Annotated in this window: 21 protein-coding genes; 9 read left to right on the top strand and 12 right to left on the bottom strand. The window is 72.5% G+C overall.

All coding sequences use genetic code 11. The features are described 5' to 3' along the window. Nucleotides 1-32: 32 nt before the first annotated feature. From AB0E77_RS11070 to AB0E77_RS11055, 4 genes are all read left to right on the top strand, one after another. Entirely contained in the window at nucleotides 33-1,367 is a 1,335-nt protein-coding gene (locus AB0E77_RS11070) for a sugar ABC transporter substrate-binding protein (RefSeq protein ID WP_361568667.1), read from the top strand. Then, nucleotides 1,367-2,317, top strand: coding sequence for a sugar ABC transporter permease (locus AB0E77_RS11065; RefSeq protein WP_361568665.1), 951 nt, complete (start codon nucleotides 1,367-1,369; stop codon nucleotides 2,315-2,317). Before AB0E77_RS11070 ends, AB0E77_RS11065 begins: the two co-directional genes overlap by 1 nt. Before the next feature lie 83 nt (nucleotides 2,318-2,400). After that, the gene (locus AB0E77_RS11060; RefSeq protein WP_361568855.1) at nucleotides 2,401-3,225 is read left to right on the top strand and encodes a carbohydrate ABC transporter permease; all 825 of its coding nucleotides are present in this window, start codon (nucleotides 2,401-2,403) and stop codon (nucleotides 3,223-3,225) included. Nucleotides 3,226-3,359: 134 nt separating this feature from the next. Then, nucleotides 3,360-4,340: a hydroxyacid dehydrogenase gene (locus tag AB0E77_RS11055; RefSeq protein WP_361568853.1), complete on the top strand. Its 981-nt coding sequence runs from the start codon at nucleotides 3,360-3,362 to the stop codon at nucleotides 4,338-4,340. A gap of 31 nt (nucleotides 4,341-4,371) precedes the next feature. Here the strand turns inward: AB0E77_RS11055 and AB0E77_RS11050 are convergent, their stop codons facing one another. Continuing rightward, nucleotides 4,372-5,784: an aminopeptidase P family protein gene (locus AB0E77_RS11050; protein WP_361568663.1), complete on the bottom strand. Its 1,413-nt coding sequence runs from the start codon at nucleotides 5,782-5,784 to the stop codon at nucleotides 4,372-4,374. 134 nt (nucleotides 5,785-5,918) lie between these two features. On the opposite strand from AB0E77_RS11050, the gene AB0E77_RS11045 reads away from it, so the two are divergent. Then, nucleotides 5,919-6,902, top strand: a complete 984-nt coding sequence (locus tag AB0E77_RS11045; RefSeq protein WP_361568661.1) for a helix-turn-helix transcriptional regulator — start codon at nucleotides 5,919-5,921, stop codon at nucleotides 6,900-6,902. On the opposite strand, the gene AB0E77_RS11040 is transcribed toward AB0E77_RS11045, so the two are convergent. Continuing rightward, the gene (locus AB0E77_RS11040) at nucleotides 6,796-7,320 is read right to left on the bottom strand and encodes a DUF2809 domain-containing protein (RefSeq protein ID WP_361568659.1); all 525 of its coding nucleotides are present in this window, start codon (nucleotides 7,318-7,320) and stop codon (nucleotides 6,796-6,798) included. The genes AB0E77_RS11045 and AB0E77_RS11040 overlap by 107 nt on opposite strands. A gap of 124 nt (nucleotides 7,321-7,444) precedes the next feature. Between AB0E77_RS11040 and AB0E77_RS11035 the strand changes: the two genes are divergently transcribed. Then, nucleotides 7,445-7,960 carry a hypothetical protein gene (locus tag AB0E77_RS11035; RefSeq protein ID WP_361568657.1) on the top strand — a complete coding sequence of 172 codons (516 nt, stop codon included), beginning with the start codon at nucleotides 7,445-7,447 and terminating at the stop codon, nucleotides 7,958-7,960. Nucleotides 7,961-8,012: 52 nt separating this feature from the next. Here AB0E77_RS11035 and AB0E77_RS11030 read toward each other — a convergent pair whose 3' ends face one another. The 4 genes from AB0E77_RS11030 to AB0E77_RS11015 all read right to left on the bottom strand — a co-directional run bounded on the left by AB0E77_RS11030 (nucleotide 8,013) and on the right by AB0E77_RS11015 (nucleotide 14,819). Beyond that, nucleotides 8,013-10,910: an FAD-binding and (Fe-S)-binding domain-containing protein gene (locus AB0E77_RS11030; protein ID WP_361568655.1), complete on the bottom strand. Its 2,898-nt coding sequence runs from the start codon at nucleotides 10,908-10,910 to the stop codon at nucleotides 8,013-8,015. Nucleotides 10,911-10,919: 9 nt separating this feature from the next. Next, on the bottom strand, nucleotides 10,920-12,116 hold the full coding sequence (locus tag AB0E77_RS11025; RefSeq protein ID WP_361568654.1) for an anhydro-N-acetylmuramic acid kinase: 1,197 nt from the start codon (nucleotides 12,114-12,116) through the stop codon (nucleotides 10,920-10,922). A gap of 136 nt (nucleotides 12,117-12,252) precedes the next feature. Then, on the bottom strand, nucleotides 12,253-13,809 hold the full coding sequence (locus AB0E77_RS11020; RefSeq protein WP_361568652.1) for a sodium:solute symporter: 1,557 nt from the start codon (nucleotides 13,807-13,809) through the stop codon (nucleotides 12,253-12,255). A gap of 8 nt (nucleotides 13,810-13,817) precedes the next feature. After that, the gene (locus tag AB0E77_RS11015) at nucleotides 13,818-14,819 is read right to left on the bottom strand and encodes a BadF/BadG/BcrA/BcrD ATPase family protein (protein WP_361568651.1); all 1,002 of its coding nucleotides are present in this window, start codon (nucleotides 14,817-14,819) and stop codon (nucleotides 13,818-13,820) included. A gap of 214 nt (nucleotides 14,820-15,033) precedes the next feature. On the opposite strand from AB0E77_RS11015, the gene AB0E77_RS11010 reads away from it, so the two are divergent. Together AB0E77_RS11010 and murQ are read left to right on the top strand one after the other, a co-directional pair. After that, complete coding sequence (locus AB0E77_RS11010; protein ID WP_361568649.1) at nucleotides 15,034-15,978, top strand: MurR/RpiR family transcriptional regulator; 945 nt, start codon at nucleotides 15,034-15,036, stop codon at nucleotides 15,976-15,978. A gap of 53 nt (nucleotides 15,979-16,031) precedes the next feature. Next, the gene (gene murQ / locus AB0E77_RS11005) at nucleotides 16,032-16,928 is read left to right on the top strand and encodes an N-acetylmuramic acid 6-phosphate etherase (protein WP_361568648.1); all 897 of its coding nucleotides are present in this window, start codon (nucleotides 16,032-16,034) and stop codon (nucleotides 16,926-16,928) included. A gap of 56 nt (nucleotides 16,929-16,984) precedes the next feature. Here the strand turns inward: murQ and AB0E77_RS11000 are convergent, their stop codons facing one another. The 3 genes from AB0E77_RS11000 to AB0E77_RS10990 all read right to left on the bottom strand — a co-directional run bounded on the left by AB0E77_RS11000 (nucleotide 16,985) and on the right by AB0E77_RS10990 (nucleotide 19,251). Further along, a complete protein-coding gene (locus AB0E77_RS11000) occupies nucleotides 16,985-17,725 on the bottom strand; it encodes an alpha/beta fold hydrolase (protein WP_361568646.1) in 741 nt (246 codons plus the stop codon). Nucleotides 17,726-17,861: 136 nt separating this feature from the next. Further along, nucleotides 17,862-18,221, bottom strand: coding sequence for a hypothetical protein (locus AB0E77_RS10995; RefSeq protein WP_361568644.1), 360 nt, complete (start codon nucleotides 18,219-18,221; stop codon nucleotides 17,862-17,864). 148 nt (nucleotides 18,222-18,369) lie between these two features. Beyond that, nucleotides 18,370-19,251: an SGNH/GDSL hydrolase family protein gene (locus tag AB0E77_RS10990; RefSeq protein WP_361568643.1), complete on the bottom strand. Its 882-nt coding sequence runs from the start codon at nucleotides 19,249-19,251 to the stop codon at nucleotides 18,370-18,372. A 233-nt stretch (nucleotides 19,252-19,484) separates the two neighbouring features. Between AB0E77_RS10990 and AB0E77_RS10985 the strand changes: the two genes are divergently transcribed. Then, on the top strand, nucleotides 19,485-21,110 hold the full coding sequence (locus AB0E77_RS10985; protein ID WP_361568641.1) for a multicopper oxidase family protein: 1,626 nt from the start codon (nucleotides 19,485-19,487) through the stop codon (nucleotides 21,108-21,110). 67 nt (nucleotides 21,111-21,177) lie between these two features. Here the strand turns inward: AB0E77_RS10985 and AB0E77_RS10980 are convergent, their stop codons facing one another. From AB0E77_RS10980 to AB0E77_RS10970, 3 genes are all read right to left on the bottom strand, one after another. Then, entirely contained in the window at nucleotides 21,178-22,938 is a 1,761-nt protein-coding gene (locus tag AB0E77_RS10980; protein WP_361568639.1) for a lysyl oxidase family protein, read from the bottom strand. Nucleotides 22,939-23,193: 255 nt separating this feature from the next. Next, a complete protein-coding gene (locus AB0E77_RS10975; RefSeq protein ID WP_361568637.1) occupies nucleotides 23,194-24,216 on the bottom strand; it encodes a DUF6215 domain-containing protein in 1,023 nt (340 codons plus the stop codon). Nucleotides 24,217-24,416: 200 nt separating this feature from the next. Beyond that, nucleotides 24,417-24,671, bottom strand: a complete 255-nt coding sequence (locus tag AB0E77_RS10970; protein WP_361568635.1) for a hypothetical protein — start codon at nucleotides 24,669-24,671, stop codon at nucleotides 24,417-24,419. Nucleotides 24,672-25,452 lie beyond the last annotated feature (781 nt).

The raw sequence follows: 25,452 nt of genomic DNA, 5'->3' as shown, positions 1-25,452 counted from the left end.
CGGTGCTCGTGACCTCTCCAAGGAGCCGCGCCATGTCTTCCTCTTCGCCTGCCCGCCGCAGAACGTACGGTCCGGGTCTCGTCGCCGCCGCGACCGCGCTGTGCCTCGCCGGCCTCTCCGCCTGCGGTTCGGGCGACGACACCGACACCGCCGCCGGGAAGGGGCCCGTCACCCTCACCTTCTGGGGCTGGGCCAAGGGGACACAGGAGGTCGTGGACGCCTTCAACGCCTCCCAGCAGGACATCCGTGTCGACTTCCAGGAGATACCGTCCGGCAACGCGGGCGGCTACGCCAAGATCTCCAACGCCGTGAAGGCCGGCAACGCCCCCGACGTCTTCAACGTCGAGTACCCGCAGCTGCCGGACTTCGTCAGCCGCGGCGCGGTCCAGGACATCGGCGAGCACGTCTCCGACGGCCTCAAGTCCAAGTATCTTCCGCAGGCGATGCAGATGACCACCCTGGGCGGCACCACCTGGGCCCTCCCGCTGGACGTGGCACCGCAGACCTTCTACTACCGCAAGGACGTCTTCGAGAAGGCGGCGATCACCACCCCGCCGAAGACCTGGGACGAGTTCCGGGCGGACGCGGAGAAGATCAAGAAGGCGGTTCCCGACGCGCGTATCGCCACGTTCTTCCCCGACGACCCGAGCACCTTCGAGGCCATGGCCTGGCAGGCCGGCGCGCAGTGGTTCAAGGCCGGGGCGGAGTCCTGGAAGGTCGGCTTCCAGGACGCGGCCACGAACAAGACCGCCGCCTACTGGCAGAAGATGATCGACGACGACCTGGTGCAGGTCGCCCCGTCCTTCTCCCAGCAGTGGACGGCCTCCCTGCAGAAGAACCGGACCGTCGGCTATCTGGGCGCCAGCTGGGGCGCGGGCGTGCTGGGCGGCACCCTGCCCGACCAGGGCGGCAAGTGGGCCGCCGCGCCGATGCCGACGTTCGACGGGGCGCCGGCGAGCGGCATGCTCGGCGGGACCACGTTCGCCGTGTCCAAGGACAGCGAGAAGGCCGAGGCGGCGGTGAAGTTCGCGGAGTGGGCGACCACCACCGAGGACGGCATCAAGGCGCGCATCGCCACCGGCACGTCCTCCGCGTACCCGGCCGCCCCCGCCCTGGTGCCGGTCGCCAAGGGCGCCTTCAAGAGCACCCTCTTCGGCGACCAGGACCTGTACGGCCTGTTCGCGGACGGCGCGAAGTCCATCCGGGCCGACTGGGCGTGGGGGCCGGTCATGGGCACCACCAACAACTCCCTCAAGGACTCCTTCGCCGAGGTCCACGACGGCGGCGACATCATGACCGCCGTGCGCGGCGCCGAGACGGCCACGAAGAAGGAGCTGGACAACCGCGGGATCAAGGTGACGGGCTGATGGTCGCCCCCGCGCCGCACAGAGCCGGCTCCCCCGCCGCCCGCCCCGCCGCCCGGCGGTGGGGGCGGCCGGGGGCCCCGGCCCTCCTCCTGCTCCCGTTCTTCGTGCTGTTCACCGCCTGCACCCTCATCCCGATGGGCAACGCCCTCTATCTCAGCCTCTACAGCGAGAAGCGCTCCGGGCTCGGATTCGGTGGTGTGGAGCGCGTCTTCAGCGGCCTCGGCAACTACACCAGTGCCCTGCACGACCCGGCGTTCCGCGACGGTTTCGTCAATCTCGCGCTGTACTGCCTGCTCTACATCCCGCTGATGACCGGCCTGTCGCTGCTGCTGGCCCTGCTGCTGGACTCGGCGCTCGCCCGTGCGAAGCGGTTCTTCCAGCTGGCCCTGTTCCTGCCGCACGCCGTGCCCGGCATCATCGCGGCCCTGATCTGGATGTACCTCTACACGCCGGGCGTGAGCCCCGTGATCGGCGCCCTCGACTCCGCCGGCCTGGGGATCGACATCCTGGGCAGTCCCGTGCCGGCCGTGGTCAACATCGCCCTGTGGGAGTGGACCGGGTACAACCTGATCATCTTCTTCGCGGCGCTGCAGGCCATCCCCCGCGAGGTGCTGGAGGCGTCCGTCGTCGACGGCGCCGGCCCGCTGCGTACGGCGCTGAGCATCAAACTGCCGCTGATCCGGCCGTCGTTGGTCATGGTCGGGCTCTTCACGGTGATCGGCTCGCTTCAGCTGTTCACCGAACCGATGATCCTCCACGGCGCGGCCCCCGGCGTCGTCACCACCTGGACTCCCAACATGTACGCCTACACCGCGGCCTTCGAGCGCAACGACTACGGTCTGGCCGCCGCTTCCTCCGTGCTGCTCGCGCTGGCGGCCGCCGCCCTCTCCTTCCTGGTCACCCGGTTCTCCGGGGGCCGTTCCCCCGAGGCGAAGGGAGCCGAGGCGTGAGCACCGCAGCCCCCGTGCGGCCCCGGCAGCGCCGAGGCCCCGCCGCTCCCCCGCCACTGGACACCACCAGGCGTCACTGGTCGATGTCGAAGGCCGCCGTGAACGGCGTCCTCGTCCTGGCCGCGCTCTACATGTTCCTCCCCCTGCTGTGGCTGCTGACGGCCGCGGCGAAGGACACCGGCGACCTGCTCGGCGGTCGCACCCTGACGCCCGAGCGCTGGCACCTGGGCCAGAACCTCGCCGACCTGGCCTCCGCCGGCGACGGGGTCTACTTCCGCTGGTACCTCAACTCACTGCTCTACGCCGGGGTCGGCGCCGTCCTGTGCGCCCTCGTCTGCGTGGCCGCCGGCTACGCCTTCCACGTCTACCGCTTCCCGGCCAAGGAGAAGCTGTTCGGCCTGGTTCTGCTGGGTGTGCTGGTGCCGACGACGGCGCTCGCGCTGCCGATGTACCTGCTCGCCTCCAAAGTGGGCATCGTCAACAGCTTCTGGGCGGTCTTCCTGCCCTCGCTGGTCAACCCGTTCGGCGTGTACCTGGCCCGGGTGTTCTGCGCCGGCTACGTGCCGGGGGAGGTGCTGGAGGCGTCCCGGATGGACGGCGCCGGTGAGCTGCGCACCTTCTGGTCGATCGGGCTGCGGATGGTCATGCCCGGATTCGTGACGATCTTCCTGTTCCAGTTCACCGCGATCTGGAACAACTTCTTCCTGCCGCTGGTGATGCTCTCGGACACCAAGCTGTTCCTGGTGAGCCTCGGGCTCTACTCCTGGAACACCCAGACGCGCTCGTTCCCCGAGTACTACCCCCTCGTGGTGACCGGCTCGCTGCTCGCGGTCGTCCCGCTGGTCGTCGCCTTCGTCGGGCTGCAGCGGTTCTGGAAGGCGGGCATGACGGCCGGAGCCGTCAAGTAGGCCCCCGTCCCGACCGTCGTCCGCCCGCAGCCCCACCTCACCCGGGAGATTCCGTGCCCCACCCCGCTTCCGTCACCGACGCCGCACCGGCCACCGACCCGGTGCCCGGCCGCCGGCCGCGGGCCCTGCTCGCCATGCACACCGATCTGGCGCCCAAGCTGATCGACGCCCCGACGATGCGCCGGCTGACCACGCTCTCCGTGCTCGACCCGGCGCTGGTCGCCGACGACTTCGGCTCGCCGGCGGCCTCGGCGGCCCTGAACGAGACCGAAGTCCTCATCAGCTGCTGGGGCTGCCCGCCCCTGACGGAGGAGGTCCTGGACCGGGCACCGCGGTTGCGGGCGGTCATCCACGCCGCCGGGTCCGTCAAGCACCACATCACGGACGCCTGCTGGCGCCGGGGGATCGCGGTCACCTCGGCGGCGTCGGCCAACGCCCTGCCGGTCGCGGAGTACACCGTGGCCTTCGTGCTCCTGGCGGGCAAGGACCTGCTGCGCATCCGGGACGACTACCGGCGTCGCCGGGCCGGCCACGACTGGCAGACGGCCTACCGGACGGCCGGCAACTACCGCCGCACGGTGGGCGTCGTGGGGGCTTCCCGGATCGGCCGCCGGGTCCTGGAGCTCCTGCGGCCCCACGACCTGGAGCTGCTGGTGCACGACCCCTATCTGCCGCCGGGCGAGGCGGAACGGCTGGGCGCGACGGCCGTCGGGCTCGACGACCTGTGCGTCCGCAGCGACGTGGTGAGCGTGCACGCGCCCGAACTCCCCGTGACGCGCCATCTCATCAGCCGCGAGCGGCTGGCGTCGATGCGTACCGGGGCGACGCTGATCAACACTTCCCGGGGCTCGCTGGTCGACCAGCGGGCGCTCACCGAGGAGCTGGTCTCCGGCCGGCTGGACGCCGTGCTCGACGTCACCGTCCCGGAGGTCCTGCCGGCCGGCTCCCCGCTCTACGACCTGCCGAACGTGGTCCTGACCCCGCATGTCGCCGGTTCGCTGGGCACCGAGCTGCACCGGATGGCGGCGGCCGCCGCCGACGAGCTGGAGCGGTACGTGACCGGCCGGCCGTTCGCGCATCCGGTGTCCGCCGAGGAGTGGGCACACTCGGCGTGAACCTACCGCTCCCGCACGGCCGGCCGGCAGCTCAGCCCGCCAGGCGGGCCATCCACGCCTCGATGTCGTCCGCCGCGCGGGGCAGGCCCGCCGACAGGTTCTCGTGGCCGTCGTCGGTGACGACCAGGTCGTCCTCGATCCGGACGCCGATGCCCCGCCACTCCTCGGGCACGGTCAGGTCGTCCGCCTGGAAGTACAGGCCCGGTTCCACGGTCAGGCACATGCCCCGCTCCAGCACGCCGTCGACGTACTCCTCCGTGCGGGCCCGCGCGCAGTCGTGGACGTCCAGGCCGAGCATGTGACCGGTGCCGGCCATCGTGAAGCGGCGCTGGAGGCCCAGCTCGTACGCCCGGTCGACGGGGCCCTCGATGAAACCCCACTCGACGAGCCGCGCGGCCAGGTGGCGCTGGGCCGCCTCGTGGAAGGCACGGTAGGGGGCACCCGGCTTGACCGTCGCCATTCCGGCCTCCTGGGCCTCGTACACCGCGTCGTAGATCTCGCGCTGCAGGGGCGTGAAGGTGCCGCTGACCGGCAGGGTGCGGGTGACGTCGGCGGTGTAGAGGGAGTGCGTCTCCACGCCGGCGTCGAGCAGGAGGAGGTCGCCCGGGCGCACCGGGCCGTCGTTGTCGGTCCAGTGCATGATCGTGGCGTGCTCGCCGGCGGCGCAGATCGAGCCGTAGCCGACCGAGTTGCCCTCCAGGCGCGCCCGGCGGAAGAAGGTGCCCTCGATCCAGCGCTCCGAGGAGGCGATCGCCCGGGAGAGCTCCGCGACGACGTCGGTGAAGCCGCGCACGGTGGAGTCCACCGCCTTGCGCAGTTCGCCTGTCTCCCAGGCGTCCTTGACGAGACGGAGCTCGCTCAGCGCGTCCTCGAGTTCGGCGTCCCGCTCGGCGTCGGTGCTGACGGCGGCCTCGAGGGCGGGGTCGATCCCGCGGACGATCCGGGTACGCGGTCCTGAGGCGGCGGTCAGGTCGGCGACGGCGGCGCGGACGTCGCGGCAGGGCAGGCCGAGCACGCGCTCCGACTCGGCGAGCGAGCGGCGTCGGCCCGTCCACAGTTCGGCGTGGGCGCCGGTCCAGAACTCGTCGTCGTTCCTGCTGTCGCGCGGCAGCTGGTAGCAGTAGGCGTCGTGGCCCCCGTCGGCGCGGGGTTCGAGGACGAGCGCGCCGTCCCGGGCCTGGTCGCCGGTCATGTGGACATAGCCGGTGTAGGGCCGGAAGGGGTAGGTGTCGTCGTTCGAGCGGACCTTGAGGTTGCCCGAGGGGACCACGAGGCGTTCGCCGGGGAACCGGGCGGAGAGCGCGGCGCGTCGGCGGGCCGCGTGCGGGGCCTGCTCGGCGGGCTCGAGGTCGTGCCGTTCCGTGTCCGCCCAGCCGGTCCGCATCAGGGCGGAGAGCTCGGCGGAGATCTCCGGGTAGAGGCTGTTCTTGCGACGGTTCGCCACGTCGTCCACCTTCCGTGGGGTTTCTGCGCTGCCGGACCTGCGGGACGGTACCGCCCGGCGGCGGGCCACGGAGCTCGGGCGTGCCAGTGGCACTGATCGGACAGAGGACCCGCCGGAGCAGGGATAATCGCCGCATGGAGAACGGGAGACTCGGTGCCGCCCTGCGGATGCTGGGGCTCGGCGACACGACGTGCCGGGTCTATCTGGCGCTGCTGGAGCTGGCCCCCGCCCCGCTGACGGCGGTCGGCGCGGCGGCCGGGGTGGGCGGGGACGACCTCGCCGCGGCGTACGGCGAGCTGGCCGACGCCGGTCTGGCGAGTGCCGCGGGCGGGGACGGCGACCTGGTGGCCCCGGTGCCGCCGGCGGCGGGCCTGGAGATCCTGGCCCGGCACCGGGCGGCCGAGCTGGAGGAGTCGCGCCTCGCCGTCGGGGGCGCCTTCGAGTCGTTCCGGCGCAGGCGGCTGGCCGCCTACAACGACGGTCTCGTCGAGGTCGTCACCGGCGAGGCCATCGGGCCGAGGATGCGGCACGCGTGGGCCAGCGCGCGCGAGCAGATCCGGCAGTTCGAGTCCCCTCCGTACGCGCCGCTGGCCACGGCGACCGACGACGCCCTGGCGACGCTCGCCCGCGGGGTGCGCCAGCGCGTCGTCTACTCGCGGGAGTCGCTGGAGCACCCCGGCCATCTGAAGGACGTCATCGAACCGTGCATCGAGGCGGGCGAGCAGGCCAGGGTGCTCCCGTCGGTGCCGGTGAAGCTCCTGATCATCGACGAGGCGTACGCGCTGGTGTCGTTGTCGATCAAGGAGGCGGACGTGCACAACACCATGCTGGTGGTGCAGCCCTGCGGCCTGCTGTCGGCGCTGACGGCCCTGTTCGAGCAGGCCTGGCGCAGCGCCCTGCCCATCCACGGGCTCAGCGCCCGCCCCGCCGGGCTCGCGCCCGCCGACCGCCGGTTGCTGCGGCTGCTGGCCGGCGGGGCGACGGACGAGGTGATCGCGCGTGAACTGGGCGTCAGCCGCCGTACGTTGTTCCGGCGCCTGCAGATCCTGATGACCCGGCTCGGGGCCGCGAACCGCTTCCAGATGGCTCTCCAGGCGCAGCGCTCGGGCTGGCTGTGACCGGGGCCGGCGCGCCGCGGGTCCCGGCCACGACGAGCCATCCGGCCGCGGCGCCGACCGCGTACCAGAGCAGGTCGGGTGCGTTGAAGGTGGAGCCGAGGACCAGGCGGGCGGCCGTGCTCTGCCGGGAGAGCGTCGCCGGCAGGCCGGTGAGCTGGAGGAACTCGACGCCCCAGCTCACGGCCAGGGCCACCGCGGCGGCCTTCCACGGGGTCGCCCGCGGTGCCACGAGGACGACGAGGGCGAGGATCAGCAGGGTGTAGAGGGCGTCGCCGCCGTACTTGGCCACGTCTCCCCCGGACACCGCTCTGAGTCCCGCCCCCGCGGCGACGGTCAGCAGGGCGGCCGCTCCCGCCGTGAGCCGGACGCGTACGGGATCGCGCTCGACTCGGGTGCGGGTGCGGGGAGTTCGGATCATGCGCTCATTGTGCGGGACGTGCGACGCCCTCTGGCGTACGCGCGTAGACCTCGGGCACCATCGTCGTGCACCGCATGCTCAACCACCCCACACGTAGCATGACGCACTGCATGGAGGTTCTTCGATGAAGTCTCCGAGAGGCCCCCGCTTCCGGTCGCTCGTCACCGCTCTCGCCCTGGTCGTCGCGCCCGGCGCCGTCGTCATCGGCACCGCCGGTGACGCTTTCGCGGTGACCAAGATCAGCCACGCCACCGCGACGTCGATGTTCCGCGACGTCGGCATCACCTGGTCGTCCTCGGGCAACTGCTCCGACCGCAACAACGCGACCTGCACGTCCTTCGACCAGCTCAACCTGGCCACCGCGCAGGGCGCCCAGACCCTCAAGCGGGCCAGCGGGTGCGCGCTGAACATCACGGGCGGCACCGAGACCGGGCACGCCTCCGGCACCTACTCGCACTGGAACGGCTACAAGCTGGACTTCGGCAAGAGCACCTGCGTCACCAGCTACGTCAAGAACAGCTTCACCTACATCGGCCTGCGCGGGGACGGCGCCGCGCAGTGGCGGTCCGGTTCCGGCAACGTCTACGCCGACGAGGGCAACCACTGGGACGTCACGTACTACAACTGCGGCGGCTGCTGAGGCGCTGCCGGGGCGGCCGGGGCACGTGCGGTCCGCGCGTGCCCCGGCCCGTTCATGCCGTGGCCGCGTCGAGGAGTTCCAGGACGTGCCGGTAGGGGCGGCCGGTGGCGCGGGTCATGCCCATCTCGCAGGTGCGGTTGCAGGAGGCGTAGGCGTCGTGGGTGCGCTCGGTCATCTCGGCGGCCTGGGCCGCGGTGGCACCGGCGGTGATCTCCGGGTGCAGCAGCCCCCGGTCGCCGGCGAACGCGCAGCAGCCCCAGGAGTCGGGCACGGTGACCTCGTCGCTGACGGCGGCGGCCACCGTGCGCAGGGCGTCGTCGATGCCCAGGTGCGCGGTGGAGCAGGTGGGATGCAGGGCGAGGCTGCCGAGCCGGCGCGGGGCGGGGAGCGCGGGAAGCAGGTGCTCGGCGGTGAAGACGACGCTGTCGGCGAAACGCAGGGCGGCGTAGCGGGCGCGGTCCGACTCGTCGAGCGCGGCGGAGAGTTGTTCCAGGCCGTGGGTGCAGGAGGAGGCGTCGCAGACCACGGGCAGCCGGCCCTGGTCGCTGGCCCGCCACAGTGCCTCCAGGGTGCGGGCGGCCATCGTGCGGTGCCCGGCGGTGAAGCCCTTGGACTGCCAGGGGGTGCCGCAGCACAGCCCGGCGAGCCCCTCGGGCACGGTGACGGGGACGCCGGCGCGCTCGCACAGGCGCAGGAAGGCCGCCGCGGAGCCGCCTCCGCCGCCGGAGGCCGTCCCGGGGCCCGCGTCGGGGTCCGCCTCGGAAGTGGTCTCGGGCGCGAAGACGCTGCCGATGCAGGCGGCGAAGAACACCGCCCGCGCGTCGGCGGGGCGTCGGGGTGCGGGCCGGGCCGGGCCGCCGCGCGGGATGTCGTCGGCCCAGGCGGGCACCAGTTCCGCCGCGCCGAGCCGCCGGACGGCGTCCGTGGCGGCGCGGACGGCGGGCGCGGGCGCGGCGTGGGCGGTGTTCAGCGCGAGCCGCACTCCCTTGACGGCACTCCCCCACCGCCGTGCGACGGCGCTGCCGGTGCGCTGGGACAGGGCGCCGTGGCGTTCGGCGCGCAGGCGTTTCATGACGGCTCCGGTGTCGATGACGACCGGGCAGGCGGTGACGCAGAGGCTGTCGGCGGCGCAGCTGTCGACGGCGGCGTAGGCGTAGTCGTCCTCCAGGGCGCGCCGGCGCTCCTCGTCCCCGGCCGTGGCGGCCAGCGCGATCTCGCGCTGGAGCACGATGCGCTGGCGGGGTGTGGTCGTCGTGTCGGCCGTGGGGCAGACCGGCTCGCAGTAACCGCACTCGACGCAGGCGTCGACGGCCGGGTCGACCTCGGGGACGCTCTTGAGGCGGCGCAGGTGGGCGGTGGGGTCGTCCTCGATGAGCACGCCGGGGTTGAGGACCCCGTGCGGGTCGCACAGGCGCTTCACCTCCCGCATGACGTCGTACAGTTCGTCGCCGTACTGGCGGCGGACGAAGGGCGCCATGGCCCGCCCGGTGCCGTGCTCGGCCTTCAGGGTGCCGCCGGCGTCGAGGACGAGGTCGACCATGGCGTCGGTGAAGCGGGCGTAGCGCTCGGTCTCCGCGGGGGTGTCGAAGGCCTGGGTGAGCATGAAGTGGAGGTTGCCGTCGCGGGCGTGGCCGAAGATGACCGCGTCCTGGTAGCCGTGCCGCTCGAAGAGGCCGGTCAGTCCGTCGCAGGTGCGGGTGAGCCGTTCCATGGGGACCGCGATGTCCTCGAGGAGGGCGGTGGTGCCGGGGCGGCGTGCTCCGGCGACGGCGGTGTAGAGGCCCTTGCGGAGGTGCCAGAGCCCGGCCCGTACGGCGGGGTCGCGCACCAGGGTGGTGGGGCCGGCGGCTGGCAGGCGGTCCAGCACCGGCCGCGCGGCCCTGGTCCGCTCGTCCAGCAGTTCGGCGCTGTCCTCGGCGAACTCCACGAGGAGCGCCGCGTGCCGCTCGACCCGCAGCCCGCGCAGCACGTCCACGGGGTCCGGGGAGCGCTGCGCCACGCGCAGGGAGGCGGCGTCGAGGAGTTCGGCGGTGCGGGCGCCGGCGGCCAGCAGGGCGGGCAGGGCGTCGGTGGCCTCGGCGAGACCGGGCAGGATCAGCAGGCCGGTCGCGGTGTGCGGGAGCAGCGGTACGGTGCGGAAGACGGCCTCGCCGACGAAGCCGAGGGTGCCTTCGCTGCCGATCATCAGGTGGGCGAGGATGTCGGCCGGCGCGGTGTGGTCGAGGAACGCGTTGAGGCCGTAGCCCATGGTGTTCTTCAGGGAGAAGAGCCGCTCGACGGTGGCCCGTGAGGCGGGGGTGTCCCGGACGCGGTCGCGCAGGTGCAGCAGTCCGGCGTGCAGTGCGGGTTCGCGGGCGCGCAGGGCTTGGTCCGCGTCGGGGGCCGCGGTGTCGACGACGGTGCCGGAGGGCAGGACGAACTGCAGGGACTCCATGGTGCGGTAGGCGTTGTCGCGGGTGCCGCAGTTCATGCCGCTGGAGTTGTTGGCGACCAGACCGCCGATCGTGCAGGCCGACTCGCTCGCCGGGTCCGGGCCGAGCCGGCGTCCGTGGCGGGTGAGCCGGGCGTTGGCCTGACGTACCGTCAGTCCGGGTTGGAGGCGGATGCGCAGGCCGTCGTCGAGGACCTCGGCGGAGCGCCAGTGGCTGCGTACGTCCACGAGGACGCCGTCGCCGCCCGCCTGCCCCGACAGGCTGGTGCCTCCGGAGCGCAGGGTCAGCGGCAGACCCGCCGCGCGTGCCCCGGCCATCAGCGCGCCCACCTCGGCGGCGGACGCGGCGCGCACGACGGCCTGCGGCGTGAACAGGTAGGGCGAGGCGTCGTGGGCGGCGGCGACGCGGCGGGGCAGGTCGACGGTCACCCGGGCGGGGTCGCCGACGCAGCCGGCGAGCAGTGCGGCCAGTCCGGCGGGGTGTCCGGCGGCGGGAGGTGCGGCGGGGGTGGTGGGCATGGCTCCTCGCTACGGCTGGTCGGCGGACGGACGGGCCGGATCGGTGATGCGCAGCAGGCGGGGCGCGCGGGCCGCCGGTTCGGGCAGCCGCAGCGGGGACCGTCCGGGGGTGATGCTGCCCAGGAGGGTGGCCCGGCGTGCCCCGGTGCCCGAGGGGAGGGTGCCGGGCAGGCCGTGGACGGTGAGGAAGCCGAGGACCGCGAAGGCCAGGGCCTCCTTGGCATCGGAGGGCATCCCGAGGGCGTCGCTGGGGCGCAGCGGCACGCCGGGCAGTTCCTCGGCGAGCATGCGCATCAGGACGGGGTTGCGCAGGCCGCCGCCGGAGACGACGAGTTCGGTGACTCCGTGGTCGCGGCAGGCGTCGGCGACGGTGACGGCGGTGAGCCGGGTCAGGGTGGCGAGGACGTCGTCGGTGCCGGGCGTGGGCGCCTTCTCCAGTGCCCGCAGCAGGTAGGGCAGGTGGAAGTGTTCCTTGCCGGTGCTCTTCGGGGCGGGCCTGCGGTAGTACGGGTCGTCGAGCAGGGCCGCCAGGAGCGCGGGGCTGGTGCGGCCGGCGGCTGCCCGGCGGCCGTCCTCGTCGTAGGCGGCGGCGCCGTGCGTGAAGTGCCGTACGGCGGCGTCCAGCAGGGCGTTGGCGGGTCCGGTGTCGAAGGCGAGCGGCTCGGCGCCGGGCGCGACGACGGTGACGTTGGCGATGCCGCCCAGGTTGAGGGCCGCCGGGGTGCCGGGCAGGGCGCGCAGCAGCATGGTGTCGGTCATGCCGACCAGCGGGGCGCCCTGGCCGCCCGCGGCGACGTCCCTGCTGCGCAGGTCGGAGACGACCGGGAGGCCGGTGGCCTCGGCGATCCAGGCGGGCCGGCCGAGTTGGAGGGTGCCGCGGACGGTGCCGTCCTCGACCCAGTGGTGCATGGTCTGGCCGTGCGAGACCACCAGGTCGGCGGCGCCGTCGCACAGGTCGCCGAGGGCGCGCGCGGCGGCTGCCGCGAAGGCCTGCCCGACGCCGGTGTCCAGGGCGCACACCGCCTGCGTGGTCGTGGCGGCCGGCGGCAGGGTGGCGGAGATCAGGTCGCGCAGCTCGTCCGGGTAGGGGGCGGAGAGGTGGCCCAGCGGCCGCATGCGCAGGGTGTCGCCGTCCAGGGCGAGGTCAGCGGCGGCGGCCTCGATGGCGTCGTAGGAGGTGCCCGACATCAGGCCGATCACGCGCACGACGCCTCCCGGCGCGGGGTGCGGCACGTGGCCGGGGTCGGCTGTGGCTGCGGCATGGGTGCTCCAGGGGTGTTCTCGGCGGGGTACGGCGCCGGGGCCTCGTGGAGGGCCCCGGCGCGGCGGCGCGGACGCACCGTCACTTGCCGGCCGCGGCCGTCTCGAGGCCGTCGGCGTCGGTGCCGGCGACGTCCTCCGGGGCCTTCGGGGCGGCGTGGAACAGGCTCATCAGCCCGCCGACGGCGAGGGTGACCAGGACGCCGATCGGCACCAGCCACTGCGCGGCGATGCCCGTCGGCACGGTGGCGCCCGCGACGGTGACGTCGATCTTCACACCGCGCACGAGGTAGGTCATCAGGACGACCGTCACGAGGAACGCCACGATGGAGTCGGTCTCGTTGGCGCGCCGGACGAGACGGCCGAGCAGGAAGGCGCCGAGCAGGGCGCCGTAGGTGTAGCCGGCGATGGTGAGGCCGGTGAGGTAGACGTTGCCGGTGCTGGTGCTGAAGGCGCAGGCGAAGACGGCCATCAGCACCGCCCACACCAGGGTCATCACCCGGGCGATCCTGAGCAGGAACTCCTCGGACGGTGTGCTGCGGAAGAAGCTGTGGATGATGTCGGCGACCGTCGAGTTGGACATGGAGTTGAGCGCGGAGGACAGGGAGCCCATCGCGGCGCCGAGGATGCCGGCCACGAGCAGTCCGGAGACGACCACGGGCAGCCCGTGCAGGATGAACTCCGGGTAGAGGTTGTCGGTGCTGCTCAGGCCGAGCTCCTCGAAGCTGCGGCCCTTGTTGTAGGACCACAGGAGCGCGCCGACGAGGGAGAACGCGGCGAACTGGACGGTGACGAAGACACCGGAGGCGATCATGGCCTTCTGGCCGTCGCGCAGCGAGCGGGTGGACAGGACGCGCTGGACCATCAGCTGGTCGGAGCCGTGGCTGGCCATGGCGAAGATGGCGCCGCCGATGATGGCGGTGGGCAGGGCGAACGGGCTGGTGAGGATGTGCGCCGGGTCGAGGTTCGTGTCGAACATCTGGAACTTGCCGGCGTCCAAGGCCTGGGAGAAGCCGTCGCCGCCGACGTGGGCGGACAGGACGCCGATGGCGAGGAGGGCGCCGCCCAGGTACAGCACCATCTGGATGGTGTCGGTCCAGATGACCGCCTTGATACCGCCGAGGTAGGTGTAGAGGACGGTGACCGCGGTGACGGCGATGATGATGACGCGGTAGCTCGTGTGGACGCCGAACTCGTCGAGCAGCAGTTTGATCGGGATGGCGGAGGCGAACAGCCGTACGCCCTCGGCGAGGAGCCGGGTGAAGACGAAGGTCACCGAGGCGAGCCCCTGCAGACGCAGCCCGAAGCGGCTGCCCAGGTACTGGTAGGCGCTGACGAAGCCGCCGCGCTTGTACAGGGGGATCAGCACGGCGGCCACGACGACGCGGCCGATGACGTAGCCGAGGGCGAGTTCGACGTTGCCGAAGGCCTGGCCGCTGTAGGCGCCGCCGGGGACGCTGATGACGGTGAGCACGCTGGTCTCGGTGGCCACCACGGAGAAGGCCACGGTCCACCACGGCATGTGGCCTTCGCCGACGAAGTAGTCCTTGGACGTCTTCTGCCGGCCGGCCATCCGCAGGCCGATCCAGGCGATCGCCACGAGGTAGACGACGATCACCACGAGGTCGAGTTGACGCACACTCACTCCTAGGCAACGGCCGGCGGGGTCGCCGGCCGGGTGGGGACGGTGGGGGAGGACGTCGGCCGCCCGGCACGGACGACGTGGGGTTCGTGGGGAAGGGACGGGTTCAGCGCCAGCAGGCGTGCGCCGTCCAGCGGGTCGCCGAGCGGGTCCCGGAACACGAGGGGTTCCGGGGCGTCGGCGAGGGCGGCCCGCAGCGGGCCGAGGAGGAGGTCGCCGAGGCCGGTGAGTCCGCCGGTCACGGCGACGGGCAGGGCGTGCGCTCCGCCGGTGCGGCGGGCCGCGGCGAGGGCGGTCTCGCCGAGCGCGGCGGCGGCCCGGCGCACGATGCCGGCGGCGGCGGCGTCCCCCGCGGCGGCGGCGCGGGCCACGTCCGGGGCGAAGGATGCGGCGGTGCGGGCCGGGTTGCCGTCCCGGTCGACGGCGGCGGGCAGCCGGTCGGGGGCGCCGAAGCGTTCCACGGCGGCGTCGAGCAGTGCGGTGGCCGGTCCGCGCCCGTCGTGGGCGCGCAGCGCGGCCCGCAGTCCGGCGACGCCGATCCAGGCGCCGCTGCCCTCGTCACCGAGCCAGGGGCCCCAGCCGTCCACCCGGGCGAACGCGCCGTCCGCCCCGATGCCGACGGCGACGGAGCCCGTGCCGATCGCGAGCACCACGCCGGGCTCCCCGCCGAGCGCGCCGGCGTGGCCGGTGACGGCGTCGCTGGTGACGGCCGCCCGGGGCACGGGCAGGTCCGTCAGGAGCTGTTCGGCGAGGGCGCGGGCGGCCTCCGGCGCGGACGCGGCTCCGGCGGCGCCCACGCAGAGGGCCGTGGGCCGCAGCTCGCGCCGCCGTTCCAGCAGCGGCAGGACGGCGGCGCACACGGCGGCGCGGGCCGCCGCCACTCCGTCACGGGTGGCGAGCCCTGGGGCGCCGGGTACGTCGTGGGTCTCCTGGTCGGAGCCGGTGTCGTCCCACAGCACGGCCCGGCAGCCGGTCTTGCCCAGGTCCACCGCCACTGCTGATGTCATGCGGCACGCCTTCGTGTCGAGGGATCCGTCGCGTCGGTCGGTCACGGTACGGCCCGGGAGGCCGGTGACGGGGTGCGGATCGCGGTCCAGCGAGTATCGGAACGCCGACATCCGCATGTCAATAAGTAACGTGGATCGATTCTCCGCGTAACTTTTTGACGTCCTGCGGGGGCGTGGTTACTGTGTCGGCCACCAGCCCAGGAGGGAACGGCCCATGCCCCACCAGGAACGACACCGCGCGACGGACCGGCCCGCCGAGGACCCGCCCCCGGCCGGGACCCTGGCCGGCATCCGCGCGGCCCTGCCGTCCCTGGCGCCCTCGGAGCGGCGCGTCGCCCAGGCCGTGCTGGCCGATCCGGCGCAGGCGTCGGAGCTGTCCATCAGCGCGCTCGGCAAGCGGGCCGACACCTCGGTGGCGACGGTGATGCGCTTCTGCCGGGCGATAGGCATGGCCAACTATCCGCAGCTGCGTCTCGCGCTGGCCGCTGCGGCGGCCCGGGAGGACGCGCGCGGCGGCGACCGCCCGGCACCGGGCACCGACATCAGCGCCACCGACACCCTGGACGAGATCGTCCGGAAGATCGTCTACAACGAGATGCACGCCCTGGAGGACACCGCGGCCGGGCTGGACGTCGAGGTGCTGGGCCGCGCCGTGGACGCCGTGGCGGGTGCCCGGCGGATCGACATCTTCGGCGTCGGCGCCAGCGCCTTCGTCGGCCAGGACCTGCACCAGAAGCTGCACCGCATCGGCCACACCGCCTTCGTGTGGACCGACCGCCACGCCGCCCTCACCGCCACCGCCCTGCTCGGACCGGGCGACGTGGCGCTCGCCATCTCCCACTCCGGGGAGACCGAGGACACCGTGGAGCCCCTCCAGGTGGCCGCCGAGCGCGGTGCGACGACGATCGCGCTCACCAACGCGCCGCGCTCCGCGCTCGCCGCGAGCGCGGACCTCGTCCTGGCCACCTGCGCCCGCGAGACCCCGTTCCGCTCCGGCGCGACCGCCAGCCGCATCGCCCAACTGGCCCTCATCGACTGCCTGTTCGTCGGTGTGGCGCAGCGGTCCTTCGACGCCACGACGGCGGCGCTGGAGAAGACCTACGGAGCCGTCCAGCGGCGCAGGCGCCCCCAGCCGCAGCGCCGCGCCCCGGACGACTGACCCGCCGCCCACGACCCGACCGCACGCCCCCGCACCGAAAGGACGACCGCGCCGTGGACCTCAGCACGCTCGGCACCGAGACCCGCAACGAGCGGACCACCGACCTGGACCGCATGCCGGTCACGGAACTGCTCTCCGTCATGAACGCCGAGGACCAGGGCGTCGCCCTGGCGGTGCGCGACGCCCTCCCCCAGATCGCCGCGGCCGTCGAGGCGGTCACCCGGTCGCTGCGCGGGGGCGGGCGGCTGGTCTACCTCGGCGCCGGCACCAGCGGGCGCATCGGCCTGCTCGACGCCGTGGAGTGCCCTCCGACCTTCGGCACCTCCCCGGAGCAGGTCGTGGGCCTGCTCTCCGGCGGACCGGGCGCCTTCGCCGTCGCGGTCGAGGGGGCCGAGGACGAGCCCGCGCGGGCCGTCGCCGACCTGGACGGCATCGGCGTGGACGAACGGGACACGGTGGTCGGCCTGGCCGCCAGCGGCCGTACGCCCTACGTCGTCGGCGGGCTGAAGCACGCCGCCGCCAGGGGCGCCGTCACCGTGTCGGTCGCCTGCAACGCGGACGCGGTGGTGAGCCGTTACGCCGACTTCCCCATCGAGGTGCCCACGGGACCGGAGGTGGTCACGGGGTCGACGCGGCTCAAGGCCGGTACGGCGGAGAAGATGGTCTGCAACATGCTCTCGACGGCGTCGATGGTGCGCCTCGGCAAGGTCTACGGCAACCTCATGGTCGACGTGCGGGCCAGCAACGACAAGCTCGTCGACCGGGCCCGCCGCATGGTCGTCCAGGCGACCGGCGCCGGCCCGGACGCCGCCGCCGACGCGCTGCGGGCGGCGCGGGGACACGCCAAGACCGCCGTCGTCATGCTGCTCGCCGGGTGCACCGCCGAGGAGGCAGCCGGTCGCCTCTCGGAGGCCGGCGGTGACACGCGCGCGGCCGTCGCGGCGGCCTGACGCCGCTTCGGAGCGGCCCGGCCCCCGCCGCTGACGGGGCCGGGCCGCCCGGCGTGTCAGGAGGCGACGAAGCGGGCGATCTGTCCGAGGACCACCGTGTCCGCCAGGTAGCCGATGTGGGTCTGGCAGGCCACGTTGTTGTTCATCGCACCGCTCAGCCGGGTGCTGGTGTACGGGATGATGATGCCGTCGCACGCCGAGTACCACGTGGCGTACCTGGTGGAGCCCGGCGTCTCGTCACCCGCGGTGATCTGCGAGATGAACGAGGAACCCGGGTACATCTGCTGACAGGTGGTGTAGATCAGGCAGGCACCGGCGTAGGTGGTGCCGTGGTTCGCGCCGGCGATCGAGGCGAGGTGACTGACGCTGGCGTCGCCGCCGAGCACCTTCAGGTAGTACTGGCTGACGAGGCCGCCCATGGAGTGGTTGACGACGGCCACCTTGCTCGCGCCGGTGCGCGCCTTGACGTTCTCGACGAACGAGGCGAGGCCGCGGGCGTTGGTGACGTTGTCGCCGTACGAGTCGTACTCGTAGGCGAACAGGTCCGAGGAGTCCCAGCCGTTCAGCCGGAAGACGCTCATGGCGGTGACCCAGTTGGACGCGCTGCCGGTGTATCCGTGGACGAAGACGACCGGGGTGCCGGTCGACAGCGGCTGAGCGGCGGTCTGCGGGGCGGAGACGGCCGAGGCGGACGCGGAGTCCGCCGCACCGGCCGCCGGGGCCGACGAGAACAGGCCGAAGGCGACGGTGGCGGCGGCGAGTACACCGAGGAGCCGGCGTGGGGAACGGCGACGCATGGAGCCCTCCTGGAAGCGGGGTCGGGGGTGCGTTGACCCGACCCAGAGTCCTGGGAGGTACAGCTGTTGCCATCGGTGGAATCACCAGTGCTCGCGGCGCCGGCCGGGACGGTCCCGGCCGGCGCGAGGCGGCGGGTCAGGCGTCGGAGTAGCTGAAGTCGCCCACCGTCCAGGCGCTGACGTCCTCGATCGCGACGCGGTACATGCCGCCGGTCTCCGGGATCCCCACCGTGCCCTGGAGGATCCGGGCGACGTGGAAGTGCAGATGGGTGGGCGGTCCGTCCTTCTTCGCGGGGGCGTCGAAAACGGCGGAGAACTGGCTCAGCTGGGCGGAGTCCGTCAGCACCTCGGACACCCGCTGCCGCCACACGGCTTCGGGGGCCAGGCGCCCGGTGACGACGGCACCACCGGTGACCACGGTCAGGGACATCTGACTGCTCTGCCCGGACTCCACTAGGGCGGCGATGTCAACGATCAGCTCGTCAGGCTTCGGCATGAGACGGGATTCTATGCGCCGCAGGCCACCGCCATGAGCGCCGGTGGCCGAAGGACGCCCTCGGACCTCGCGGTCACCGTGCCGTCCGGGGGGAGGACCCGCCCCTACCGCCGCCGGCCCCGGAGCCGGCGGCCTACGTCACGGGCTGTCAGGTCCGTGCCTGACCGGCACCGTCCGGGTACCGGGCGCGGACGGCGTCGGCGAGGGCGTGGCCGACGGCCCGGGAGCCCGCAGCGTTGGGATGCAGGGGCGCGGCCGGCCGGGCGGGGACCACGCCTTCGATGTAGCGGTCGGCGCGTGCGGCGCAGGCGTCGTGTCCGATGCCCAGTGTGTAGGTGTCCACGAAGACGGCGCCGTGCTCCTTGGCCGTCCGCTCCAGTACGGCGCTGAGGTGGTTGATGGCGCCCTGGAGGTGGTTGGCGTCCTGCTTCCAGTAGGGTTGGTCGGGGTGACAGCCGTCGGGGCGGAGGTAGTTGCCGTAGCCGACGACGAAGACGCCGGCGTGCGGGGCCCGCCGGGCGATCTCGTCCAGGACGCCGGCGAAGGCCGGTGCCCAGGCGTCGATGCGGGCCCTGAGCCGGTCGGTGCCGCCGGCCGTGTCCTTCTCCGCGCAGCTGGTGCCGTGCGGCGGCGGCAGGACGTTGACGCAGTCGAGCGCCGCCTGGAACAGCTCGCTGTCGTTGCCGCCGATGGTGATGCTGACGACGTCGGTGTCCGGGGTGAGCGCGTCGTACTGGGGCGCCGTTCCCCGGTGCTGGGCGGTACTCAGATGGCCGACGGCGGCACCCGAGCAGCTGACGTCGGTGAGGGTCGCGTGCAGGGCCTCGGCCGCGACCCGCGGGTAGTCGGCGAGGGAGCGCAGGCACGCGGGGTCGGCCGGGTCGGCCGGCCGTACCAGCGGGGCGGACGCGTAGGAGTCGCCCAGCGCGACGTACCGCAGGGGATCATCGGCCGACGCGGCCGGTGCCAGGGCCGATACGACCCCGCCGGACAGAACCATGGCCAGGGCCATACGCAGCGTTCTCTTCACAGGATGCCTCCGTTCGGCACGCGCGCGTGCATGATCCTTTCCTACTACGCGCACGTCCGGGCGGGCACGACGCCGCACGGGGACGTCATGCCTTCGCACCGGCCGCCGCGTCGCGGTCCGCCGGCGGGGCGGTGTGCGCGGCCGTCCGCCTGCCGGTGGAATTCGCCCTCGCCCGTTCAGGCATTCGGCCGCACCGACGGGCTGTTCGATCATCCTGCGTGTCTGATGCAGACATGTTCAGACCTTCTCGGCGTACCCTGCTCCGCGCCCCGGTCGCCGCTGCCGGCGCGGGCTTCCTGGCTGCCTGCACGGGCAGCGGCCCCGGACCGAGTTCCGGACCCCAAGGCGCGGGAGGCGGGGCGCCGTTCGTCCCGGCCGGGCCGCCGGGCTACGTCAATCCCTCCGACCCGGAGGTCCTCGAGGCCGAGCGCAGACGCGGAACCGGCCCGGTGCGCGCCTACCGGCTCACCGCCGCCCCGGCGACGCTGGACCTCGGCGGGCGGACCGTCCCGAGCTGGGCCTACGGCGAGGCGCTGCCGGGGCCCCTGGTGCGGGCCACCGCCGGTGACGTGCTCGACATGACGCTCGCCAACCGGCTGCCCACCGGCACCACGCTGCACTGCCACGGGGTGCGGCTGCGCTGCGACATGGACGGCGTTCCGGGTCTCACCCAGGCGGCCGTCCGTCCGGGGGCCGACTTCCGCTACCGCTTCACCGCCGAGCAGCCGGGGACGTATCTGATCCACTCCCACGTCGGGATGCAGGCCGACCGGGCCCTGTACGCACCGCTCGTCGTCGACGATCCGCGCGAGCCTCTGTCGTACGACAAGGAATGGATCGTGGTCCTGGACGACTGGCTCGACGGCGTGGAGGGTTCCACGCCCGAGGAGGTCCTGGACCAGCTCAGACCCGGTGGCTCCTCGGACGACGGCCACATGGCCATGGGCCCCGGCCCCGCCGGCAGCCCCCGCCGTGGGGCGGCCGCGCTGCTCGCGCCGCCCGGGAGACACGGCGGCCCCTCACGGGTGCTGCACACGTCCCGCAGCCGCATGCTGCACGGCGCGGGCGGCAGCGTCGCCCACCCCTGGCACCTGGCCAACGGGCGCCTGCCGGGACATCCCGAGGTGTTCCGCTGCCGCCCCGGGGACCGCGTCCGGCTGCGCATCATCAACGCGGGCGCCGAGACGGCGTACCGGATCGCGCTGGGCGGCCACGCGCTGACGGTGACGCACACGGACGGCTATCCGGTGCGGCACACGCGGACCGACGCCCTCCTCGTCGGCATGGCGGAACGGTACGACGTCCTGGTCACCGCCGGGGACGGAGTCTTCCCCCTGGTGGCGCTGCCCGAGGGCAAGGAGGGCGGCGCCCTGGCCGTCCTGCGCACCGACAAGGGGAGCAAGGGGCTTCCGCCCGTCGGCGTCCGCCCTGACGAGCTCGACGGCAGGACCGTCCCCGCACGCCGTCTCGTGCCCGACGACTCCGTGGCCCTGGACGACCGTGAACCCGACCGCGAGATGCGTATCCGGATCACCGGCGGCATGGAGAGGTTCGACTGGGGGTTCGACCACAAGCCCTACTCCGTGGAGCAGCGGCATGCGGTGAGCGCGGGCGAGCGGGTGCGGCTGACACTGATCAACGCCACCGACATGTGGCATCCGATGCATCTGCACGGGCACACCTTCGCCGTCCGCGGACTGGACGGGCTGGGCGCGCGCAAGGACACCGCGGTGGTCCTCCCGCACCGGAAACTGGTGCTCGACTTCGACGCCGACAACCCGGGGCTGTGGATGCTGCACTGCCACAACCAGTACCACTCGGAGAGCGGCATGATGACGGTGCTGGGGTACCGGCGCTGAGGCACGCGTGGGGCCGGCGGCCACCGACGTGGCCGCCGGCCCTGTGCGAATCAGTGCCGGGAGGCGGTCAGTTCGCGTTCACCAGGTCGTGCGCCGGCACGGTCACCGTCCGCTTGCCCGGCTTGCCGCCGAGCACGATCTTCCGCAGGGCGCTGTTGTTGTCGAGGCTGGTCTCCTTCAGGCGCTTCTCCGGGTTGGCCAGCACCTGGATGTAGTACGTGCCGTTGGGCACCTGGGTGATGTCGAAGGACTGGCCCGGCAGGTCCTGGGTGTAGGTGTCGCCGGAGCCGACGTCCAGCACCTCACGGACGGAGATCGAGTTCTCCTGGCCGCAGGCGGTGGCCAGGTCGGTGTTGAACGGGTGCCAGTTGGCGTTCTTCACCGTGTAGTCGATCGCGTCGGTGTTGGCGAGGCAGAAGGCCTCCTTGCCGCTGCGCACGGCCTCCTTCTTGTCCGCCTTCAGCAGCCGGTAGCTGGCGAAGTCGGTGAAGTGCCAGTGCACATGGCCCGGACGCGGGTCCCACTCCATCGTGCCGGTCGGGGTGTAGCCGACCTGCTTGCCATGGGCGTCGTAGAAGTACTGGTAGGCGTCCATCTTCGCCTTGCCGGGCGTACGGAAGCCGTCCACCACCAGCTGTGCCGGGCCGGCGTTCCACACGTTGGCGCTGAAGGCCAGGTAGTCCTTGCCGGGGATGTCCTGCTCGCCGTCGCTGATGACGATGCCGTAGGCCGGCAGGGAGCGCAGGTCGGGCTTGGGGACGTCCGGGACGGTGGCCTTGCCGGCGGGCCGCTTCGACAGCGGCTTCAGCGCCGGCGCCTTGCGCGAGCCGTCGGTCTGCCCGCCCGTGTCGCCGACCCGCGTCGAGCGCGCGGCCTGCTCCTTCTTCAGCGCCCAGGGCAGCGCCGGCGGCGCCGCCTTCAGCGGGCCGTGGCCCACGTTGTACGAAGGACCCGCGCCGCTCGTCACCGGTGCTGCGGCCTGGGCGGGGGCCGGGGCGTGCCCGGGGCCGTGGCCCGCGTGCGCGGACGGAGCGTCATGGCCGGCTCCGTGTCCGGCGTGCTCGCCGGCGGCGGACCGCGCGGAGCGGGAGGACGGCTCGGCGGCGCCCTGCTCGTCCTCGTAGCTGCGCTCCTCGACGGTCACCTTCACGGAGGCCGGCTTGTCGGCGATGCCGAACAGGTCGCGGTACTTCTTGGCGATCCCGATCCTGGCGGTGTAGGTGCCGGCGGGCAGCTGGACCGCGTCGGTGTAGGAGCCCGCGTAGGTGTTGGCGGCCCAGCCCTTCTCGACGCCCCACACCGAGCCGAGGGTGAACGGGTTGGTGGGGCAGCTCTCCGGATACTTGGAGGTGGCGGGCGCGTCGGGGCGCACCCGGCCGCTGGCGTTGTTCGGGCAGAAGTCCTCGGTGCGGGTGAGGACCTTCTTGCCCGCCTTGTCGGTGACGGTGATCTCCGCGAAGCCGGGCAGGCCGGAGAAGTCCTTCACGGTGCCCTTGGGCAGCGCCTTGGTCTTGGCCTTACCGCCCTCGTACACGGTCTGGGTGACGGTCACCGGGTCCTTGTAGGACTTGCGGGTCACCTTGAGCTCCAGCGGTGTCCCCTCGGCGGTGAGGTAGGTGCCGAGGTCGAGATAGACGCCCGGGTCCTCCTTCCACGAGGTGAGCGTGATGGAGCCGGTCGCGGCGATGAGGCTCAGCTTCGGCCCGGTCGCGGCCTTCGCCGGCTCGGACGTGGCGGCCACGAGTCCGGCGGTCACGGCCAAGGCGGCGACGGCCGTGGTGCCGGCGAGCAGCGGACGCCGCAGCCGGGTGGTGCGCGTTCTGGTCATCGTTCCCTCGTCCTCCGGGTGCTGTGAGAAGGAGACAGCGGCGGGCAGCGCCGGCCCTGTGGGGGGCGCTTGCTGTGCCCGCGCTGTGAGAGGAACGGGCCCGTGGGCCGGTTGTCCGCGCGAGGAAAAAGACGGGATGTTGGCCGGATTGCTCCGTTGCGGAGGGAAACAGGTCGTTCTCACCGGAACGGACCATCCGGTGACGGGCCGTCTGGTATCGGCCGGGCGGGCGCCGGCCCGGGGTTCAGGTGCGCGTCACACGGTCCGCGGGGGGAGCGCAGGCAGGACCTTCTCGGCGATGCCGAGGAGGGCGCTGTCGTCCGGGAGGGTTCCGGACTCGCTCCACACCGTGATGTCGTAGTAGCCGCCCCGGTCCTTGCCGTCGAAGGCCACGGTCAGCGTCCGGGCCAGGGGGCCCTGCTCGACGGGTCCGCCCGAGGAGCCGCCTCCGAGATTGATCTCGATCTTCATGGTGTGGTCCGAGGAGAGGACCGCGGGCCGGCCGAGGACCGTGAGCGTCCTGACGTCCGTCTCCTCGCCGAACTTCATCAGCTTCACGTACTGGGCGACCGACAGCTCGTTGTACGTGGCCGAGACGTTGACGGTGTACGTGTCGAACTGGACCTCGGCCTCCGGCTGGGCGACCTTCCCGTCGGTCAGCGGAGCCGTGTTGCTGGTACCGGACGCCACCGTCGCGGTCTCCGCCGGCGTTCCGAGGAGCTGGGCCAGGTCGGACCGGTTGAGCGCCTTGCACAGCTCGCCGCCGGTCACGGGCTGCGGGGTCTTCGCGTAGACGCCCGGCAGTTCCTCGGACTCCCCGCTCGCACACGAGGCGGGCTGCGCCGCGCTGTCGCCGTCGGAGGGCATCAGCTCCGGGCCCAGCCACGCCGCGGCCGCGATCGCCGCGAAGACGGCGACGGCCGCGAAGGCCTGGCCCCACGCGTTCGGTTCCTTCTCCTGAGCGGCCGGGACGGGACGCGGCTCGGGAGCGGCCTGGGGCTGGGGCCGGGCCGCGGGCTGCGTCTGTGCGGCCGCCTGGGCCGCCGTCCCGTCCTCGGCGGCCGGCGGGCTCGGGTTCCGGCGTTCCCTCAGGGCCTTGACCACCGTGTGGACGCGCACCGCGGTGAACACCAGGAACACCGTGCCGATCCCGGCCGGCACCCACTCGCCGTCGCGGACGGCGAGGTACATGATGCGCGCGCCGAAGACGGATCCGACCACGATGAGCAGGGGCTCCCGGACCCAGAAGGGCAGGAGACGGATGAGGAAACCGAGCATCCGGTGATCTCAGCAGGGCAAGATCGTCCTGGCTGTGGCGGAGGCCACACTTCCGGGTCACAACTCGAGCAGACTGCCGTGTGTCACCGACGGCTGCCTACGCGACCAGCCAACAGCGAACCGAGCTGGCGGCCGATCGCACCGGTCGGCAGCACAGCTACCTGAACTGCCTCGCCGGACCGCGATGGATGGACCCAGCGTCATCGGAACCGCCGCTGCACGATTCCAGACGGCGGTGGGATCGGGCTCGACCAGTACCAGTCACGGCTACGCACCTCGATCCGGCCCTCTTTGAGGTCGGAGAGCATCGGATGACGTGCGATCGGTACGTGCCGAACCTGCACTGCGGCCAACAGCACCGCGCTCACCGCAAAGATCCCGCCATCCATCACAACAGGATTCCCGTGTCGAGCAGCCCGCTGACGGTCTGCCGCTTCCAGCTCGACACCGTCCACTGTGGGCTCGATGGGAATTCACTGGCATGAACCCGTTGTGCGATCTTCGACGAATGAACTTGAGCATTGCACGCTCTCCCACAAGGGGGGTCCCTGGAGTCACAGCGGCACGACCGAACAGCCGGGCCGATTGCTGCATCGGATTTGCATGCAATGTAGGCGACGAAGCCCTGTGACTCTCTTTTTCCGCTTCCCTTCGAGCAAGGGTTTTCGAGGCCCACCCGGCACCCCACTCCCTTGCAGCCAATTTAGGGAATAAATCAACTCATAGCGCGTTTGCCGGCTAATTTACCCAATTAGCCAAGATCGTCGCACGTAAGGCGTGACCATGGAGGGCGCAGGCGGCAGCAGCCGTAAGGGCGTCGCGGGCATATCTCGCCACATCGACACCGCGGCGCAATAGGATGAGTGATCGACGGTGGCCCGCATAGCGGGAATCCGGCATGTTGCCCAATTTAGGACACAGAGACGGCCAAATGGACAACAATTCTGGGACGAGACTCTCACCATCACACTGAAAAGCCTACTACCGGAGAAAGAGGGCACTATTGCACCTGATACCGACCTCGTAGCAGCTGGGGTTTCCGGCCCTTCGGCATGTACGGGATCGTGTACCTCGGTGCCGCGGATGCGGCGGAGCGTTGGCGCGACGACATACTGAACGAGGCGGCGAGTTGGCTGGACGGCTTGGGGCTGGACGTCACCCCCGGTACTGGCCAACGACCCGTTCTTCTTCGGTCGTCTCAGCCGGGTCATGCCATTCGCGACAGCGTGCGGAGGA

Origin of the sequence: Streptomyces sp. NPDC032940 (assembly GCF_040636935.1) — a bacterium.
Lineage (GTDB): Bacteria > Actinomycetota > Actinomycetes > Streptomycetales > Streptomycetaceae > Streptomyces.
The sequence above is the reverse complement of the archived record's forward strand: the minus strand, read 5'-3'. Positions and strand labels throughout refer to the sequence as shown.